This is a genomic window from Streptomyces sp. B1866, from assembly GCF_031932565.1.
In the GTDB taxonomy this organism is placed as follows: Bacteria; Actinomycetota; Actinomycetes; order Streptomycetales; family Streptomycetaceae; genus Streptomyces.
In genome coordinates this window covers 1-16142 of record NZ_JAVSCF010000145.1, presented here as the reverse complement: position 1 = coordinate 16142, position 16142 = coordinate 1, and the positions used below count along the sequence as shown (strand labels likewise).

Sequence of the window (16142 nt, the reverse complement as noted above, 5' to 3'; positions counted from 1 at the left end):
GCGCTCCGGGCAGGTGGACGCGGATCCGCGCTCCCGCGCGTGAGGCGCCGCCGGGGGCCGGCACCGCCGCGGCCGCGAGGCTGACGGCGGCGCGGCGGCCCGGGGGGCCTCACGCGCGGGAGCGCGGCGGGAGCGGATTTTCTGTGAGCGGACCGTTCGAGGCCGCCGCCTGATGCGGGTGGTCTCACGCGCGGGAGCGCGGCGTCACAGCAGCGTCAGCTGGGCGGCCCGCGGGGCGGGTTCGTCCGGCCCGGCCGCGGGCGCCGGGACGCGCCGGTGGCCGCCGCGCCCGGCCGGGCCGATGCCGTACTCGGCGGCGATCTCGTGGACCTGCCGCGTGACCTGCCGCTGGTACCACGTGGGCGCGTACGCCCCGCCCGCGTACAGCGACTCGTAGCGCCGCAGCAGCCGCGGGTGGTGGCGGCCGAGCCAGGCCCAGAACCACTCGCGGGCGCCCGGCCGCAGGTGCAGCACCAGCGGGGTCACCGACGACGCCCCGGCCGCCGCGATCGCCCGTACGGTCGCGCGCAGCCGCTCCGGGGAGTCGCTGAGGAACGGCAGCACCGGCGCCATCAGCACCCCGCACGACAGGCCCCGCGCGGACAGCGCCCGTACGACGTCCAGCCGCCGCTCGGGCGAGGGGGTGCCCGGCTCGACCGTGCGCCACAGCTCGTCGTCCGTGAAGCCGACCGAGACGGACACCCCCACGTCGGTGACGTCGGCGGCGCGCCGCAGCAGCTCCAGGTCGCGCAGGATCAGCGTGCCCTTGGTGAGGATCGAGAAGGGGTTGGCGCGCTCGGTGAGGGCGGTGAGGATGCCGGGCATCAGGCGGTAGCGGCCCTCGGCGCGCTGGTAGCAGTCGACGTTCGTGCCCATCGCGATGTGCTCGCCGTGCCAGCGCGGCGCGGCCAGCTCGCGGCGCAGCAGCTCGGGCGCGTTGACCTTCACCACGATCTGCGAGTCGAAGCCGTGGCCGGTGTCGAGGTCGAGGTAGCTGTGCGTCTTGCGGGCGAAGCAGTAGACGCACGCGTGGGTGCAGCCCCGGTACGGGTTCACCGTCCATTCGAACGGCATGCGGGAGGCGCCCGGCACCCGGTTGACGATCGAACGCGCGCGGATCTCGTGGAAGGTGATGCCGCGGAACTCGGGGGTGTCGAACGTCCGGGTGGTCACCGCGCCCGCGGCGAAGAGGGCGGGCGCGGCCGCGCCGCCGTCGGAGGCCAGGTTCTCCCAGCGCATGGCACGCACCTTTCGGAGGGTCTTATTCCGTCGAACACCTTTCGAGAATAGAACAAACGTTCCCATCCTGTCGCCCCCTCCGGGCGTCGCGGCCTCCGCCGCGCCGGGCGGGCTCGCCGCGCGGTGGCGGGTGGCCGTCCCCGTCGTACGGGCCGTGCCGGGACGTTTCGGCGGTGGCGGGCCGGTGGCGGGCCGCCACCGCTGCCGGGGTGCCCCGGGCCGCTGCGGCGGCGGGGTGACCTGGATTTGGGCCGGTGGACGGCAGGTGGTTGGCTTGCCTGCACGCCGGCNCGGGCCGCCACCGCTGCCGGGGTGCCCCGGGCCGCTGCGGCGGCGGGGTGACCTGGATTTGGGCCGGTGGACGGCAGGTGGTTGGCTTGCCTGCACGCCGGCCGGGCCATCGGCCGGCCCGGGCGGCCGCCGCCCGGCGGGCCGCCGGCGGCGGCCGTGCCGCGGGCGGCCGAAGGACCGACCGAAGGGTGAAGGGATAGCGATGGGGCAGGTCGAGGCCACCACCGAACGGGTCGTCGAGGGAAACCCCGACGACGTGTACGCCGCGCTCGCCGACTACACGGGCACCCGCGCGAAGCTGCTCCCCGAGCAGTTCAGCGAGTACGAGGTCCGGGAGGGCGGCGCGGGCGCGGGCACCCTCGTGCACTGGCGGCTCCAGGCCACCAGCAAGCGCGTGCGCGACTGCCTGCTGGAGGTGAGCGAGCCGGGCGAGCGGCGGCTGGTGGAGAAGGACCGCAACTCCAGCCTGGTCACCACCTGGACCGTGACCCCGGCGGACGACGGCGCGGCGCGCGTGGCCGTGACCACGACCTGGCAGGGCGCGAGCGGCGTCGGCGGCTTCTTCGAACGGACCTTCGCCCCCAAGGGGCTCGGCCGCATCTACGACGCGATCCTCGCCCGGCTCGCCGCCGAAGTGGAGAAGTAGCCCGCGCGGCCCGGCGCCGCCCGCGCGCCCCGCGCGTGCCGCTCTGGCGTCTCCGTGTACCGCTGCGGCGTCCCGCGCGTGCCGTCTGTGGCGACTCCGCGTCCCGCGCGTGCCGCGCCGGTGTCCCCGCGCGGTACGGCCCCGGCGTCCCGCGTGCGGTGAGCGCCTCAGGTCGCGCCCGGGCTGTGCCCGCGTCAGGAGTACGCCGGGATTCACCGCTTCGAGTGGATTTCCCCGGTAGTGCGGTTAGCTGCCGTACGCACTCCTACCGGCGCGAAAGCCCCCTGCATCCCCTCGCACGCTGGTTCGCCCGTGCTTGCTGCCCGTTGTCGCGCAATGCGAGAAATGGGGCGGTGGGCGCAGGTGCGACGAGGGGAGAGGTACGTGACCGGGACCACCGGGACGACGGTGGCGCAGGCCGCGGCGGGCTCCAAGGGCACCGCGGCGGGGCGCGTGGCGGAGGGACAGGCCGGACCCGTCGGTGCGCCCGCGGCGGAGGCCGCGCCGCCCCGCGCGGGCGGCCCGGCCGGCGCGGCCCCCGCCGCCGCGCCGCTGAGCGCGGCCGGCGTGCGGATGGTCTTCGTAGGGCTGATGCTGACGTTCGCTCTGGCCGCCCTGGACCAGACGATCGTGGCCACCGCCCTGCCCAGGGTCGTCGGTGAACTGCACGGCGTGGACCGGATGTCCTGGGCCGTCACCGCCTACCTGCTGTCCTCCACCGTCGGCCTGCCGGTCTACGGCAAGCTGGGCGACCTGGTGGGGCGCAAGAGCGTCTTCCTCTTCGCCATCGCCCTGTTCGTGGTCGGCTCCGCGCTGGCCGGCTGGTCGCGCACGATGAACGAGCTGATCGCCTTCCGGGCCGTCCAGGGAGCGGGCGGCGGCGGGCTGATGATCGGCGTGCAGGCGATCATGGCCGACATCGTGCCGCCCCGCGCGCGCGGCCGCTACATGGGCCTGATCGGCGCCGTGTTCGGCCTGGCGTCCGTGGCCGGGCCGCTGCTCGGCGGCTTCTTCACCGACCACCTGTCCTGGCGCTGGTGCTTCTACGTCAACGTCCCCTTCGGACTGGGCACGCTCGTCGTGGTCGCCGTGGTGCTGCGGCTGCCCAAGCCGGCGCGGCGGGCCCGCTTCGACCTGCTGGGCACGCTGCTGCTGGCCGCGACCTCGGTGTGTCTGGTGCTGCTGACCAGCTGGGGCGGCACCGAGTACGCGTGGAAGTCCCGCGTCATCGTCGGCTTGGGGCTCGGCGCGCTGGTCGGCGCGGTGCTGTTCCTGTGCGTCGAGGCCATCGCGGTGGAACCGATCATCCCGCTGCGGCTGTTCCGCGACCCGGTGTTCGCCGTGGCGGGCCTGGTCGGCGCGGTCCTCGGCATCGCCCTCTTCGGCGCCGCCAGCTACCTGCCGACCTTCTTCCAGATGGTCGACGGCGCGACGGCCACCGAGTCCGGGCTGCTGATACTGCCCGCGATGGGCGGCGTGGTGGCCGCCTCCGTGATCTCCGGGCAGCTCATCAGCGCCACCGGCCGCTACAAGATCTACCCCGTCCTCGGCGGCGGGCTGTCGACCGTCGGGATGTGGCTGCTGTCCCGGCTGGACGAGGACACCCCCCGCGTGACCTACAGCCTGTGGCTCGCCGTGCTCGGGCTCGGCCTCGGGCTCGTCCTGCCCGTCCTGGTGCTCGCCGTGCAGAACTCCGTGCCCGTCGCCGACCTCGGCACGGCCACCAGCGCCAGCAACTACTTCCGGCAGATCGGCGGCAGCGTCGGCGCGGCCGTGTGCGGCACGCTGCTCGCCGACCGGCTCGACCGCCGCCTCGCCGTCAAACCGCCCCCCGGCGGGGGCCTGCCCGACCCGGAGTCGGTCACCCCGGAAGCGGTGCGCGCGATGCCCCGAGCCCTGCGCGACGCGTACGTCACCGCGTACGCCGACGCCATGCCCCGTATCTTCCTCTACCTCGTGCCGGTGCTCGCCCTGGGCTTCCTGTTCGCCTTCCTGCTGAAAGAGAAACCCCTGTTGTCGCACATCGACCAGCAAGACCCCGCCGTCCCCGCCGCGCGCGCGGCGGCCCCGCCCGCCCCGCCCGCGCCCACCGCCGCCCCCGTCGCCTCGGGCGTCCCGGTCCGCGGCACCGTCCACCACCACGACGGCAGCACCGTGCCGTGCGCCGCCCTGACCCTGATCGACGTCGCGGGCCGGCAGATCGGCCGCGGGGCCACCGGCGACGACGGGCGGTACGAGCTGGGCACGCCCGGCGCGGGCGCGTACGTGCTCATCGCGGCCGCCAGCGGGCACCAGCCGCAGGCGGTCAGCGTGACCGTCGGCGAGTGGCCGGTCGACCTCGACGTGGTGCTCGGCGGCGCGGGCCGGCTGGCGGGCACCGTCACCAGCGCGGACGGCAGCCCGGTGCGCGACGCCATGGTGACGCTGACCGACGTGCGCGGAGAGGTCGTCGCCTCCACCCGCAGCGGGCGCGAGGGCGGCTACGTCATCAAGGAACTGGTGGCCGGCGAGTACACCCTCGCCTCCAGCGCCCCCGGCTTCCGGCCCGCCGCCCTGCCGGTGACCGTGCAGGCCGCCCGCGAGACCCGGCAGGACATCGAACTGGCGGGCGGCGCGGTGCTGCGCGGGGTGGTACGGGCCGGAGGCGGCCGCGCGGTGGAGGACGCCCGCGTCACCCTGCTGGACGCGGCGGGCAACGTGGTCGACACGGTGACCACCGGCCCGGACGGCTCCTTCCGCTTCGTGGACCTGTCGGCGGGCGAGTACACGGTCATCGCGGCCGGATACCCGCCGGTGGCCACGGTGCTGCGGGTGGCGGGCGGCGGGCGCACGGAGCGCGACCTGCTCCTCGGGCACGAGGACGAACGCGCCCGGCGCGGCTAGCGCACCGGCGGCGCCCGCCAGACGAGTGGTCTACTCCAGTTTTCCACAGGGGTGGTTAGGCCTTCGGGCAGCGCGTACCGTGCGGAGCATGAAGGTCTTGATCAGTGCCGACATGGAGGGCGCCACCGGGGTGACCTGGCCCGCCGACGTGCTGCCCGGCACGCCGCAGTGGGAGCGCTGCCGCCGCCTGTTCACCTCCGACGTGAGCGCGGCGGTCACCGGGTTCTTCGACGGCGGCGCCGACGAGGTGCTGGTCAACGAGGCCCACTCGACCATGCGCAACCTGCTGCTTGAGGAGCTGGACGAGCGGGCCCGGATGCTCACCGGGCGCCACAAGAGCCTCAGCATGGTCGAGGGTGTGCAGCACGGCGACGTGGACGGCATCGCGTTCGTCGGCTATCACACCGGCGCCGGCACCGAGGGCGTCCTGGCCCACACCTACCTCGCCAACTCCGTCACCGGCGTGTGGGTCGACGGCGTGCCCGCGAGCGAGGGCCGGCTCAACGCGCTGGTCGTCGCCGAGTACGGCGTCCCGGTGGTGCTGGTGACCGGCGACGACCGCACCTGCGAGGACGCCAAGGGATACGCCCCGCGGGCCCGCTCGGTCGCCGTCAAGGACTACGTCTCGCGGTACGCCGCGGTGTGCCGCACCCCCGCCCGCACCGCGGCCGACATCCGCGCCGCGGCCCGCGAGGCGACCCGGCTGGCGGTGCGCCACGAGCCGGTGCGCGGCGGGCCGTTCACCGTGGAGCTGGAGTTCGACGCCGAGCACCTGGCGGGCGCGGCGACCGTCGTGCCCGGCGTGGAGCAGGCCGGCCCGCGGCGCGTCGCCTACACCTCACCGACCATGTACGAGGGCATCCGGGCCTTCAAGGCGGTCACCACCGTCGTGTCGGCCGCAGTGGAGGAGCAGTATGGCTGAGCACGGGACGAGCACGCGCGGCGCGGCCGTCGAGGGCGGCCCCGGGCCGGACCCGGTGGACTCCGCGGCCCTGGACGAGGCGGTCCGCTTCACCTCCGAGCTGATCCGCATCGACACCACCAACCGCGGCGGCGGCGACTGCCGGGAGCGCCCCGCCGCCGAGTACGTGGCCGACCGGCTCGGCGAGGCCGGCATCGACCCCACACTCCTGGAGCGCGACCGCGGCCGCACCAACGTCGTCGCCCGCGTCCCGGGCACCGACCCGTCGGCGCCCGCCCTGCTGGTCCACGGCCACCTGGACGTGGTCCCCGCCGAGCCCGCCGACTGGACCGTCCACCCCTTCTCCGGCGAGGTGCGCGACGGCGTGGTGTGGGGCCGAGGCGCCATCGACATGAAGGACATGGACGCGATGGTCCTCGCCGTCGTCCGCGCGTGGGCCCGCGCGGGCGTGCGGCCGCGCCGGGACATCGTGCTGGCCTTCACCGCCGACGAGGAGGACAGCGCCGCCGCGGGCTCCGGCTTCCTCGCCGACCGGCACGCCGCGCTGTTCGAGGGCTGCACCGAGGGCATCAGCGAGTCCGGGGCCTTCACCTTCCACGCCGGCGACGGGCTGCGGCTGTACCCCGTCGGCGCGGGCGAGCGCGGCACCGCCTGGCTGCGGCTGACCGCCCGGGGCAGGGCCGGGCACGGCTCCAAGGTCAACCGGGCCAACGCCGTCAGCCGGCTGGCCTCGGCCGTCGCCCGCATCGGCGAGCACCGCTGGCCGGTGCGGCTCACGCCCACCGTGCGCGCGGCGCTGACCGAGCTGGCCGCGCTGCACGGTCTGAAGGCCGACCTCGACGCCGCGGACCCCGGGGAGCTGGCCCGCGAGGTGGACGGCCTGCTCGCCCGGCTCGGGCCCGCCGCGGCCCTGGTCGAGCCGACCGTGCGCAACAGCGCCAACCCCACCGTCCTGGAGGCCGGGTACAAGGTCAACGTCATCCCCGGCAGCGCCGTCGGGTACGTCGACGGGCGCGTCCTGCCGGGCGGCGAGGAGGAGTTCCGCACCACCCTGGACCGCCTCACCGGGCCGGACGTGGACTGGGAGTACCACCACCGGTCGGTGCCGCTCCAGGCGCCGGTCGACGCCCCGGTGTTCGCGGCCATGCGGGCGGCCGTCGAGTGCTTCGACCCCGGCGCGCGCGTGGTGCCGTACTGCATATCGGGCGGCACGGACGCCAAGCAGTTCTCCCGGCTCGGCATCACCGGGTACGGCTTCTCGCCGCTCCGGCTCCCCGAGGGCTTCGACTACCAGGGGCTCTACCACGGGGTGGACGAGCGGGTGCCGGTCGACGGGCTGCACTTCGGCGTCCGGGTGCTCGACCACTTCCTGCGGGCGGCGTGAGCGTGCGGGGCCCGGCGGGCGGCCGGGGCGCGGCGCGGCCGGGAGGCGGCAGCGGCCGCCGGGCCCGGGCGCCGGATTCCGCGCGCCGGAATCCCGCGCGCCGGAATCCGGGGCGCTGGTAGTCCGCGGGCCGGGCCGCCGTATCCGGCCGTGAACCGGTCGCGCGCGGCCCGGGGCCCGGCCGGGAGGCGGCCGGACCCCGCGAGGGCGGGGCGGGGCCGGACAGGGCGGTGTCGGACACCGACCGGCCCGGGCGGCGTCCTGCGGCCCGCGTCCGGGCCCGACCGCGACCCGTACCACGTCGGCGCACCACGTCCCACGTCCCCGAGTCCCCACGTCCCCGAGCCCCCACGTCCACGAAAGCGGGAGGCACAGCAGAGCATGGCGTCCACGACCCCCTACGGAGCCTGGCGGTCCCCCGTCGGCGCCGCCCTCGCCGCGTCGCACGACGGGCGGCCGGAGTTCGTGGGCACCGTCGGCCAGGAGATCTGGTGGACCGCGCCCCGCCCCCGGGAAGGCGGTCGGCGCACCCTCGTGCGGCGCCGGGCCGACGGCTCGGAGGTCCCGGCGCTGCCCCCGCCGTGGAACGTGCGCAGCCGCGTCATCGAGTACGGCGGCAGGCCGTGGGCCGGAGTGCCCCGGGCCGGCGGTCCGCTGATCGTGTTCGTCCACTTCGCCGACCAGCGGCTGTACGCGTGGGAGCCGGACGCCCCCGAGGGCGCGCCGCCGCGGCCCCTCACCCCGGTCTCGGCGGTCGGCGGCGGCCTGCGCTGGGCGGACCTGCGCGCCCACCCCGAGCGCGGGGAGCTGTGGTGCGTGCTGGAGGAGTTCACCGGCGAGGCGCCGACGCAGGTGCGGCGCGTGGCCGCGGCCGTGCCGCTGGACGGCTCGGCCGAGGACGACCGCGGCGCCGTCCGCGAGCTGACCGCGGCGGACAGCCGCTTCGTGACCTGCCCCCGGCTCTCGCCCGACGGGCGGCGCGCGGCGTGGATCGGCTGGGACCACCCGCGCATGCCGTGGGACGGCACCGAGCTGGTCGTGGCCGACCTGTCCGGGGACGGCGTCCTCACCGGCGCGCGGACCGTCCTCGGCGGGCCCGGGGAGTCGGTCGCCCAGGCCGAGTGGGCGCCCGACGGGGCGCTGCTCGCCGCCACCGACCGCACCGGCTGGTGGAACCTCCACCGGCTCGACCCGCCCCCGGCCGCGGAGCCCGGCGGGGACGGGCCCGGCGCCGCGCCTGCCGACGAGGCGGGGCCCGGCGCGGGGGAGTGGCGGGCGGTGAACCTGTGCCCGCGCGAAGAGGAGTTCGCCGGCCCGCTCTGGCGGCTCGGGCAGCGCTGGTTCGCCGCCCTGCCCGACGGCCGGATCGCCACCGTGCACGGCCGGGGCGCCGCCGTGCTCGGCGTGCTGGACCCGGCGACCGGCGAGCTGACCGACGCCCCGGGGCCGTGGACGGAGTGGGACGCCACACTGGCCGTGTCCGGCACCCGCGTCGTCGGCGTCGCCGCGAGCCCGTACCGGGGCTACGAGGTCGTGGAGTTCGACCCCGCCGCCGCGCGCGCCCGGGTCCTCGGCGCCGCCCACACCGACCCCGTCGACCCCGCCTACTACCCCGAGCCCGAGGTGCGCGTGTTCGCCGGGCCCGACGGACGCGACGTCCACGCGCACCTGTACCCGCCGCGCAGCCCGGACCACGCCGCGCCGGCCGGCGAGCTCCCGCCGTACGTGGTCTGGGCGCACGGCGGCCCCACCTCCCGCGCCCCCCTCGTCCTGGACCTCCAGATCGCCTACTTCACCTCCCGCGGCATCGGCGTCGCGGAGGTCAACTACGGCGGCTCCACGGGCTACGGCCGGGCCTACCGCGACCGGCTGCGCGAGCAGTGGGGCGTGGTGGACGTCGAGGACTGCGCCGCCGTGGCCCGGGCGCTCGCGCGGGAGGGCACCGCCGACCCGGCGCGGCTCGCCATCCGCGGCGGCAGCGCGGGCGGCTGGACGGCGGCCTCCTCACTGGCCTCCGCCGCCGCCACCGGCCTGTACGCGTGCGCCACCGTCATTTACCCCATCCTCGACCTGGCCGGCTGGACCGCCGACGGCACGCACGACTTCGAGTCCCGATACCTGGAGAGCCTGGTCGGGCCGCTCGCCGAGGTCCCCGGCCGCTACCGGGACCGCTCGCCGCTCCACCGGGCCGACCGCGTCCGTGCCCCGTTCCTGCTGCTCCAGGGCCTGGACGACCCGATCTGCCCGCCCGTGCAGTGCGAGCGGTTCCTGGAGCGGATCGCCGGGCGCGGCGTGCCGCACGCCTACCTCGCCTTCGAGGGCGAGGGGCACGGCTTCCGCCGCGCCGACACCATGATCCGCGCCCTGGAGGCCGAGCTGTCCCTGTACGTCCGGACTTTCGGCGTGGTCCGCGACGACCTGCCCGCCCTGAAGTTCGCCATGTGAACGCCCGCGGCCCGCGGCCGGCGTGCCGGGCGCGCCCCGGCGGTAGCGTGACCGACCGACGGTCCGCGGCTGCCGGAGGCCCGGCGGGGCCATCCGGCCGGCCCGTCCGCACCGACCGTCCCCGGCCCCGCGCCGGACCCGACCTCTGGAGGAGCGAGTTGACCACCCCCCGTGCCCCGCGCGTCGTCGGCCGCGACCCGCTGCCCGCCGCCGTCCCCGGCGCCTGGCCGGCGCGCCCGCCCGAGACGTGGCTGCTGAGCGTGTCCGGCTTCACCGCGGACCTGGACGCGGATGCGCCCGGCAAGGTCCTCGACGCCGAGGAGCGCGAGCGCGCCGCGGCCTTCGTGCGGGCCGAGGACCGCGAGCGGTACGTCGCGGCCCACCTGGGCCTGCGGCAGCTCCTCGGCGCGTACCTGGGCGTGGAGCCCGCGGCGGTCGCGTTCACGCGCGAGCCGTGCCCGGGCTGCGGCGGCCCGCACGGCCGCCCGGCCGTCCCCGGCCACCCCCTGCACTTCAACATGTCGCACGCGGGCGACCTGGTGCTCTTCGCCTTCGCGGGCGGCCCGGTCGGCGCGGACGTGGAGAAGGTGCAGCCGCTGTCCGTGGTCGACCAGGTCACCGGGAGCCTGCACCCCCGGGAGCGCGCCGAGCTGGCCGCCCTCCCCGCCGCCGCCCGCCCCGCGGCCTTCGCCCGCTGCTGGACCCGTAAGGAGGCCTACCTGAAGGGCATCGGCACCGGCCTGTCCCAGGACCCCGCGGCCGACTACGTGGGCACCGGCGTCCAACCGGTGCCGGTCGGCCCGTGGACCCTGGTCGACCTCCCGGTCGGCCACGCCGTCCCCGGCGCCGCGGACGGGCCCGCCCCCGACTACGCCGCCGCTCTCGCCCTGCGGGAGGCCACCCGCTCGGGCTAAGTCCCGACGAGTGCCGGATTGCGGGCTTGATTCGCGGGCACACGGTGGTGTCATGAGCGCCAAGTCAGCGAAAACCCGCGGCGCGGCGGGCGGCGGACCCTGGTCGGGAATGACTCCCGGCCGGGCCGTCCTGCTGCTCGTCGGTGTCCTCGCCCTCGTCTTCATCTTCGAGAACACCCGGAAGGTCAAGATCAGGCTGATCGTGCCCGAGGTCACCACGCCGCTGTGGCTGGCCCTGCTCGCGGTGGGCCTCATCGGCACGCTGTGCGGCGCGTACCTCTTCCGCCGCCGCGGCGACTGACGGGACCGGCCGCCCCGCCGCCAGGCGCCGGGGCGACGGTCACGCGGCGTTGCGGCGGCGTATGGAGCGCGCGGACGACCGGGCCGGCGCGGCGGCGGGCAGACGCCGGTTCTTCGCGGCCGGCCGGTTCCGCCGGGCACCGGGGGCGGGGGCGGCGTCGGCGGCCGGCGCGGCGAGGACGACCGGGATGCCGGAGGGGTCCTGGGCGCCGGTGATGCGCGCCAGTTCCGGGTCGTCGGGGCGTACCCGGGCGGTTCGGGGGGTGACGGCGGCGGCGGCCATCAGCTTGGCCATCTCGCGGCGCTGCTCGGGCAGGACGAGGGTGACGACCCGGCCGGACTCCCCGGCGCGCGCCGTACGGCCGCTGCGGTGCAGGTAGTCCTTGTGGTCGGTGGGCGGGTCGACGTTGACCACCAGGTCGAGGTTGTCGACGTGGATGCCCCGGGCGGCGACGTTGGTGGCCACCAGCACCGTGACCTGGCCGGACTTGAACTGCTCCAGCGTGCGGTTGCGCTGGGACTGGGACTTGCCGCCGTGCAGCGCGGCCGCCGGCACCCCGACCGCCAGCAGGTCGCGCACCAGCCGGTTGACCGCGTGCTTGGTGGCCAGGAACATGATCACCCGGTTGTCGCGGGCGGCGATACGGACCACGGCGGCGCGCTTGTCGGTGCTCGCCACGTGCAGGACGTGGTGCTCCATCGTGGAGACCGCGCCCGCGGCAGGGTCCACCGAGTGGACCACCGGGTCGGTCAGGAACCGGCGTACCAGAGTGTCGACGTTCCGGTCCAGCGTGGCGGAGAACAGCATGCGCTGGCCGTCCGCGGGCACCTTCCGCAGCAGCGCCGTGACCTGGGGCAGGAACCCCATGTCGGCCATCTGGTCGGCCTCGTCGAGCACGGTGGTGCGCACCTCGTCCAGACGGCAGTCACCGCGCTCGACCAGGTCCGCGAGCCGCCCCGGCGTGGCGACGACCACCTCGGCTCCGGTGCGCAGCGCGCCCGCCTGACGGCTCAGGGACATGCCACCGACCACCGCGACCGTCCGCAGCAGCAGCGCCCGGGCGTACGGGGCGAGGGCGTCGGTGACCTGCTGGGCCAGTTCCCGGGTGGGGACGAGCACCAGGGCCCGCGGCCGGCGCGGCTCGGCGCGCGGCCCGGCGGTGCGGGCCAGCAGGGGCAGGCCGAAGGCCAGGGTCTTCCCCGACCCGGTACGGCCGCGGCCCAGCACGTCGCGGCCCGCGAGCGAGTCGGGCAGCGTGGCCGCCTGGATCGGAAAGGGGACGCCGATGCCCTGACGGTCCAGCTCGGCCAGCAGCGCCGGGGGTATGCCGAGCCCGGCGAACGACGCGGCTTCCCGTGCGGGGGGCGCGGCGGCTGCCGGGACCGCCGCCTGTACGGGAGCCGGGGGCCGGGGGCGGCGGGAGCCGCGGGGCCTGGTAGTCACGCGCATGACCTCCTGGTGACGGCGGAACGGCGGCCGGGGCCCGCACCCTTCAGGTGCGGGCCCCGGCCACTGGATGACACACCGGCCCTCGGGCCGGAAAACGCCTGGGCAACGCCGCCGCCGGGCCGGAAAGGCTTCCCGGGAAACGCCCGGACGCCTGGAAGACGCCAGAGTACCCGAGGATATGCCGGCGATACGGCTGGACGGCGTTGCGTGGACGCCGGGAGGGAGGTTCAGGCCGGAATGATGTTCTCGGCCTGCGGGCCCTTCGGGCCCTGCGTGATGTCGAAGGTCACCTTCTGGCCTTCCTGAAGCTCGCGGAAGCCCTGAGTGGCGATGTTCGAGTAGTGGGCGAAGACGTCGGCGCCGCCGCCGTCCTGCGCGATGAAGCCGAAGCCCTTTTCGGCGTTGAACCACTTCACGGTACCTGTGGCCATGATGACCGGTCTCCTTAGGAGCAGCGAAGCCCGCACCGTGCGCGCTTCTGTCGCCGCGATGACCCTTCCGGAAAACCGGAAAACAAAAACGCACCCGAAGGTCACATCCCGTCAGGTGCGCACAGAGTTCATGGGTACCAAAACCGCAACCGCACCAACGTAACACACGCCACGGGGGTTCGCGGGCCAGGGCGGGGATCTTTTCCCCACGGTTCGGCCCTCGCTAGACGGTGCCGGACGTGCAAGGCTGTGACCCGAACGTCCGAGCCCTTTCCCGACCCGCGTGGAGACCCTGTGCGCTGTATTATCGCCGGCTACCCCTTCGACCTGACCGCGAGCGAGGTGCAGCAGGCGATGAGCGGTGTCACGCCCGAGCTCATCGTCGGCGAGTCCGTCCGCATCGGCCCGCGTGCCTACCCTGTCAAGCAGGTCGGAGCGGTGCTCACCGGCCAGGACCGGCGCGACTTCACCTCCGCCGAGGTGACCCGGGCGATGAAGCGCCTCGGTTTCACCTGCCACGCGGCCCCGACCGCCGCCGGCGGCTGACGGTCCGGCCCGCGGGCGCCCGGCCCCCCGCTTCGACCCCGACCGCCGGGACGACCGGGCCCGGCCCCGCGCCGGCGGGAAGCCCGGGCCCGGCCCCGCACCCGGCGGGAGGCCGGGCCCCGGCCGTATCATGGGCCTCGTGGCCCACCCGCCGTTCCTCGCACAGGGGGCGCGAGCCGCCATCCGCCGCTTCGAGCGGCGCGACGGCGCGGAGTTCACGGCTTTGGCCAGGATGAGCAGGGACCTGCACCATCCCTGGCTGTCCCCGCCGACGACCGACGAGGCGTTCGCCGACTACCTCGCCAGGCTGTCCGTGCCGGACCGCGAGGGCCTGCTGGTCTGCGTGCGCGCCACCGGCGCCATCGCCGGGTTCATCAACGTCAACAACATCGTCCGCAACGCCTTCCAGAGCGGGGCGCTCGGCTACGGCGCCTTCGCGTCCAGCGCGGGCCGCGGCCTGATGTCCGAAGGTCTCGCCCTCGTCCTGCGGCACGCCTTCGGCCCACTGGGGCTGCACCGCCTGGAGGCCAACATCCAGCCCGGCAACGAGGCGTCGGCCCGGCTGGTCAAACGCGCGGGCTTCCGGCTGGAGGGCTACTCGCCCGCCTTCCTGTACGTGAACGGGGCGTGGCGCGACCACGAGCGCTGGGCGCTCACCGGCGAGATGTGGGAGGCGGGCGTCGCGGCGCCCCGCTGACCTGCCCGCGCGGCCGGAAGGCCGCCGCGCGAAAGGCCGCGCGGAGGGCCGCCCAAAGGCGGGACAGGCCCGTGCCCGCACCCGGCGGCGGGCGCGCCGGAGCCGGGCCGCCGCGTCGGAGGCGGGGTCCCGCGCCGCCGCGCCAGGGCCGCGATCCGGCCGCAGGCCGGGCGATATGCGGCCGTAAGGCGCCCTGTTCAGGCGGTGCCGCCGCGGTGTTCCATGGGCGTCGGACGGTCGCCGGAGCCGAGGTGACCCAGGCGTCGGAATGAGTGAGGCTGCCCGTGGCCACGAGCGTGCGACGTACCTCCCTGACCCTCCCCACCGCCCCGCTCGGGCCCGGCGACCCGCTGCCCGCGCTGTATCCCCTGGACCAGGCGGGCCCCGCGGCGGCCGGCACGCTGCCCGCGCTGCCCGTACGCGCCGCCCGCGAGGCCCGGTTCGCACCGCCGCGCTCGGCGCTGCCCGAGCGGCTGCGGGACGGGTACGGCCGCCGCCGCGCGCCCGTCCGGCACGACGCGGTCGTCATCGAGAACACCCGCCTGCGCGCCGTCGTCCTGCCCGGCCTCGGCGGCCGGATCCACTCGCTCCACCACAAGCCCACCGGCCGCGAACTGCTGCACGCCCCCGCCGTCCTCCAGCCCGCCCACCTCGCGCCGCACGGCGCCTGGTACGCCGGAGGCCTCCAGTGGCACACCGGCACCCCCGGCCGCACCGGCCTGTCCTGCGCCCCGCTGCACGCCGCCCGGCTGCCCGCGCCCGACGGCGGCGAGATGGTGCGCCTGTGGGAGTGGGACCGGCTGCGCGACCTGCCGTTCCAGGTCGACCTGTGGCTGCCGGAGGGCACGGACTTCCTCTACGTGGGCGTGCGCGTGCGCAATCCGCACCACGACCCGGCGCCCGTCTTCTGGCAGTCCCGCGCCGCCGTCCCGGAGGCCCCGGGCACCCGCGTGCTGACGCCGGCCGACGGCGCGTGGCACGCCGGCGGCGGCCGTCCGCGCACCCGCGTGCCGGTGCCGGAGTGGGACGGCGCCGACCGCTCCTACCCGCTGCGCGGCGAGGAGCCCGCCGACTACCACTACGACCCGCCGGCCGGCGAGCGCCCGTGGATCGCCGCGCTGGACGCCTCGGGAACCGGCCTGGTCCAGACCTCCGCCGGCCCGTGCGGCGGCCGGGGGCTCGCGCTGTGGGGAGCGGGCCCGGCCGGCCGGCGGCGGCAGCGGTGGCTGGCCGGGCCCGGCGCGCCCGGCTGGGCCGAGCTGTGGTCGCAGCCCGCCCCGGACCCGCTGGGCCACGTGCGCCTGGAGCCGTACGAGGAGGTCGCCTGGCTGGAGGCGTACGGGCCGCTGTCGGCCGACCCCCGGACGGTGCACGGCGGCGACTGGGCGGCGGCCCGCCGCGAGGTGGCCGACCGGCTGGAGGCGGCGGCGCCGCGCGCCGCCGTGGCCGAGGCGTACGCGGCCTGGCGGGCGTGCGCCGACACCGAACCCAAGGAGCAGCTGGCGACCGGCTCCGGCTGGGGAGCGCTGGAGGTGGAGCGCGGCGGCCACGAGCTGCCGGGAACGCCGTTCCCGCCGGACACGCTGGGCCCGGAGCAGGAGCCGTGGCGGCGGCTGCTGCGCACCGGCGCGCTGCCCGACTGGCCGGCCGGGCCGCTGCCGGCCGACCCGGGGCCGTCCCTGGTGGCGCCGGTGTGGCGCGATCTGCTCGAAGCGGCGCCCGGCACGGCGGCCGCCGAGTACCACCTGGGCGTCGCCCAGTGGCACGCGGGTGACCGGGCGCAGGCCGAGCGGAGCTGGGAGCGGTCGCTGCGGTGCGCCGAGACGCCGTGGGCGCTGCGCTGTCTGGCGGTCGCCGACACCGTGGCCGGACACCCGGTGCGCGCGGCGCAGCGGCTGCTGCGCGCCGTCGGACTCCTGCTGCCCGCCGGCGCGCTCGCCGCGGCCGGGAGCGGCGGCCCGGCCTCGGACGGCCGCGCGCCCGCGACCGAGGCG

General features: G+C 76.5%; 13 protein-coding genes. 10 read left to right on the top strand and 3 right to left on the bottom strand.

The annotated features are described in order from the left end of the window. Window positions 1–204: 204 nt before the first annotated feature. Window positions 205–1239, bottom strand: a complete 1035-nt coding sequence (locus RKE29_RS18930) for an Rv2578c family radical SAM protein (protein ID WP_312006620.1) — start codon at window positions 1237–1239, stop codon at window positions 205–207. 493 nt (window positions 1240–1732) lie between these two features. On the opposite strand from RKE29_RS18930, the gene RKE29_RS18925 reads away from it, so the two are divergent. The 7 genes from RKE29_RS18925 to RKE29_RS18895 all read left to right on the top strand — a co-directional run bounded on the left by RKE29_RS18925 (window position 1733) and on the right by RKE29_RS18895 (window position 11025). Then, window positions 1733–2176 (top strand): SRPBCC family protein, encoded by a 444-nt coding sequence (locus RKE29_RS18925; protein WP_312006619.1) that lies wholly within the window; start codon window positions 1733–1735, stop codon window positions 2174–2176. Between the two features lie 384 nt (window positions 2177–2560). Beyond that, complete coding sequence (locus RKE29_RS18920) at window positions 2561–5059, top strand: MFS transporter (RefSeq protein WP_312006618.1); 2499 nt, start codon at window positions 2561–2563, stop codon at window positions 5057–5059. Window positions 5060–5147: 88 nt separating this feature from the next. Further along, window positions 5148–5981 carry a M55 family metallopeptidase gene (locus RKE29_RS18915; protein ID WP_312006617.1) on the top strand — a complete coding sequence of 278 codons (834 nt, stop codon included), beginning with the start codon at window positions 5148–5150 and terminating at the stop codon, window positions 5979–5981. After that, the gene (locus tag RKE29_RS18910; RefSeq protein WP_312006616.1) at window positions 5974–7365 is read left to right on the top strand and encodes a M20/M25/M40 family metallo-hydrolase; all 1392 of its coding nucleotides are present in this window, start codon (window positions 5974–5976) and stop codon (window positions 7363–7365) included. The genes RKE29_RS18915 and RKE29_RS18910 overlap by 8 nt, the downstream gene beginning before the upstream one ends. 381 nt (window positions 7366–7746) lie before the next feature. Further along, entirely contained in the window at window positions 7747–9810 is a 2064-nt protein-coding gene (locus tag RKE29_RS18905) for a prolyl oligopeptidase family serine peptidase (protein WP_312006615.1), read from the top strand. Between the two features lie 158 nt (window positions 9811–9968). Beyond that, window positions 9969–10724 (top strand): 4'-phosphopantetheinyl transferase superfamily protein, encoded by a 756-nt coding sequence (locus RKE29_RS18900; RefSeq protein ID WP_312006614.1) that lies wholly within the window; start codon window positions 9969–9971, stop codon window positions 10722–10724. 52 nt (window positions 10725–10776) lie between these two features. Further along, a complete protein-coding gene (locus RKE29_RS18895) occupies window positions 10777–11025 on the top strand; it encodes a DUF1049 domain-containing protein (protein WP_312006613.1) in 249 nt (82 codons plus the stop codon). Between the two features lie 39 nt (window positions 11026–11064). Here RKE29_RS18895 and RKE29_RS18890 read toward each other — a convergent pair whose 3' ends face one another. Both RKE29_RS18890 and RKE29_RS18885 read right to left on the bottom strand, forming a co-directional pair. Beyond that, on the bottom strand, window positions 11065–12468 hold the full coding sequence (locus RKE29_RS18890) for a DEAD/DEAH box helicase (protein ID WP_312006612.1): 1404 nt from the start codon (window positions 12466–12468) through the stop codon (window positions 11065–11067). A gap of 233 nt (window positions 12469–12701) precedes the next feature. Then, complete coding sequence (locus tag RKE29_RS18885; protein WP_312006611.1) at window positions 12702–12905, bottom strand: cold-shock protein; 204 nt, start codon at window positions 12903–12905, stop codon at window positions 12702–12704. A 294-nt stretch (window positions 12906–13199) separates the two neighbouring features. On the opposite strand from RKE29_RS18885, the gene RKE29_RS18880 reads away from it, so the two are divergent. The 3 genes from RKE29_RS18880 to RKE29_RS18870 form a co-directional block, all read left to right on the top strand. Then, window positions 13200–13451, top strand: a complete 252-nt coding sequence (locus tag RKE29_RS18880) for an SCO5918 family protein (RefSeq protein ID WP_312006610.1) — start codon at window positions 13200–13202, stop codon at window positions 13449–13451. Between the two features lie 139 nt (window positions 13452–13590). Then, a complete protein-coding gene (locus tag RKE29_RS18875; RefSeq protein ID WP_312006609.1) occupies window positions 13591–14148 on the top strand; it encodes a GNAT family protein in 558 nt (185 codons plus the stop codon). A 284-nt stretch (window positions 14149–14432) separates the two neighbouring features. Further along, window positions 14433–16142 (top strand): DUF5107 domain-containing protein (locus RKE29_RS18870; protein ID WP_312006608.1); only part of this gene is annotated, 1710 nt, incomplete at its 3' end.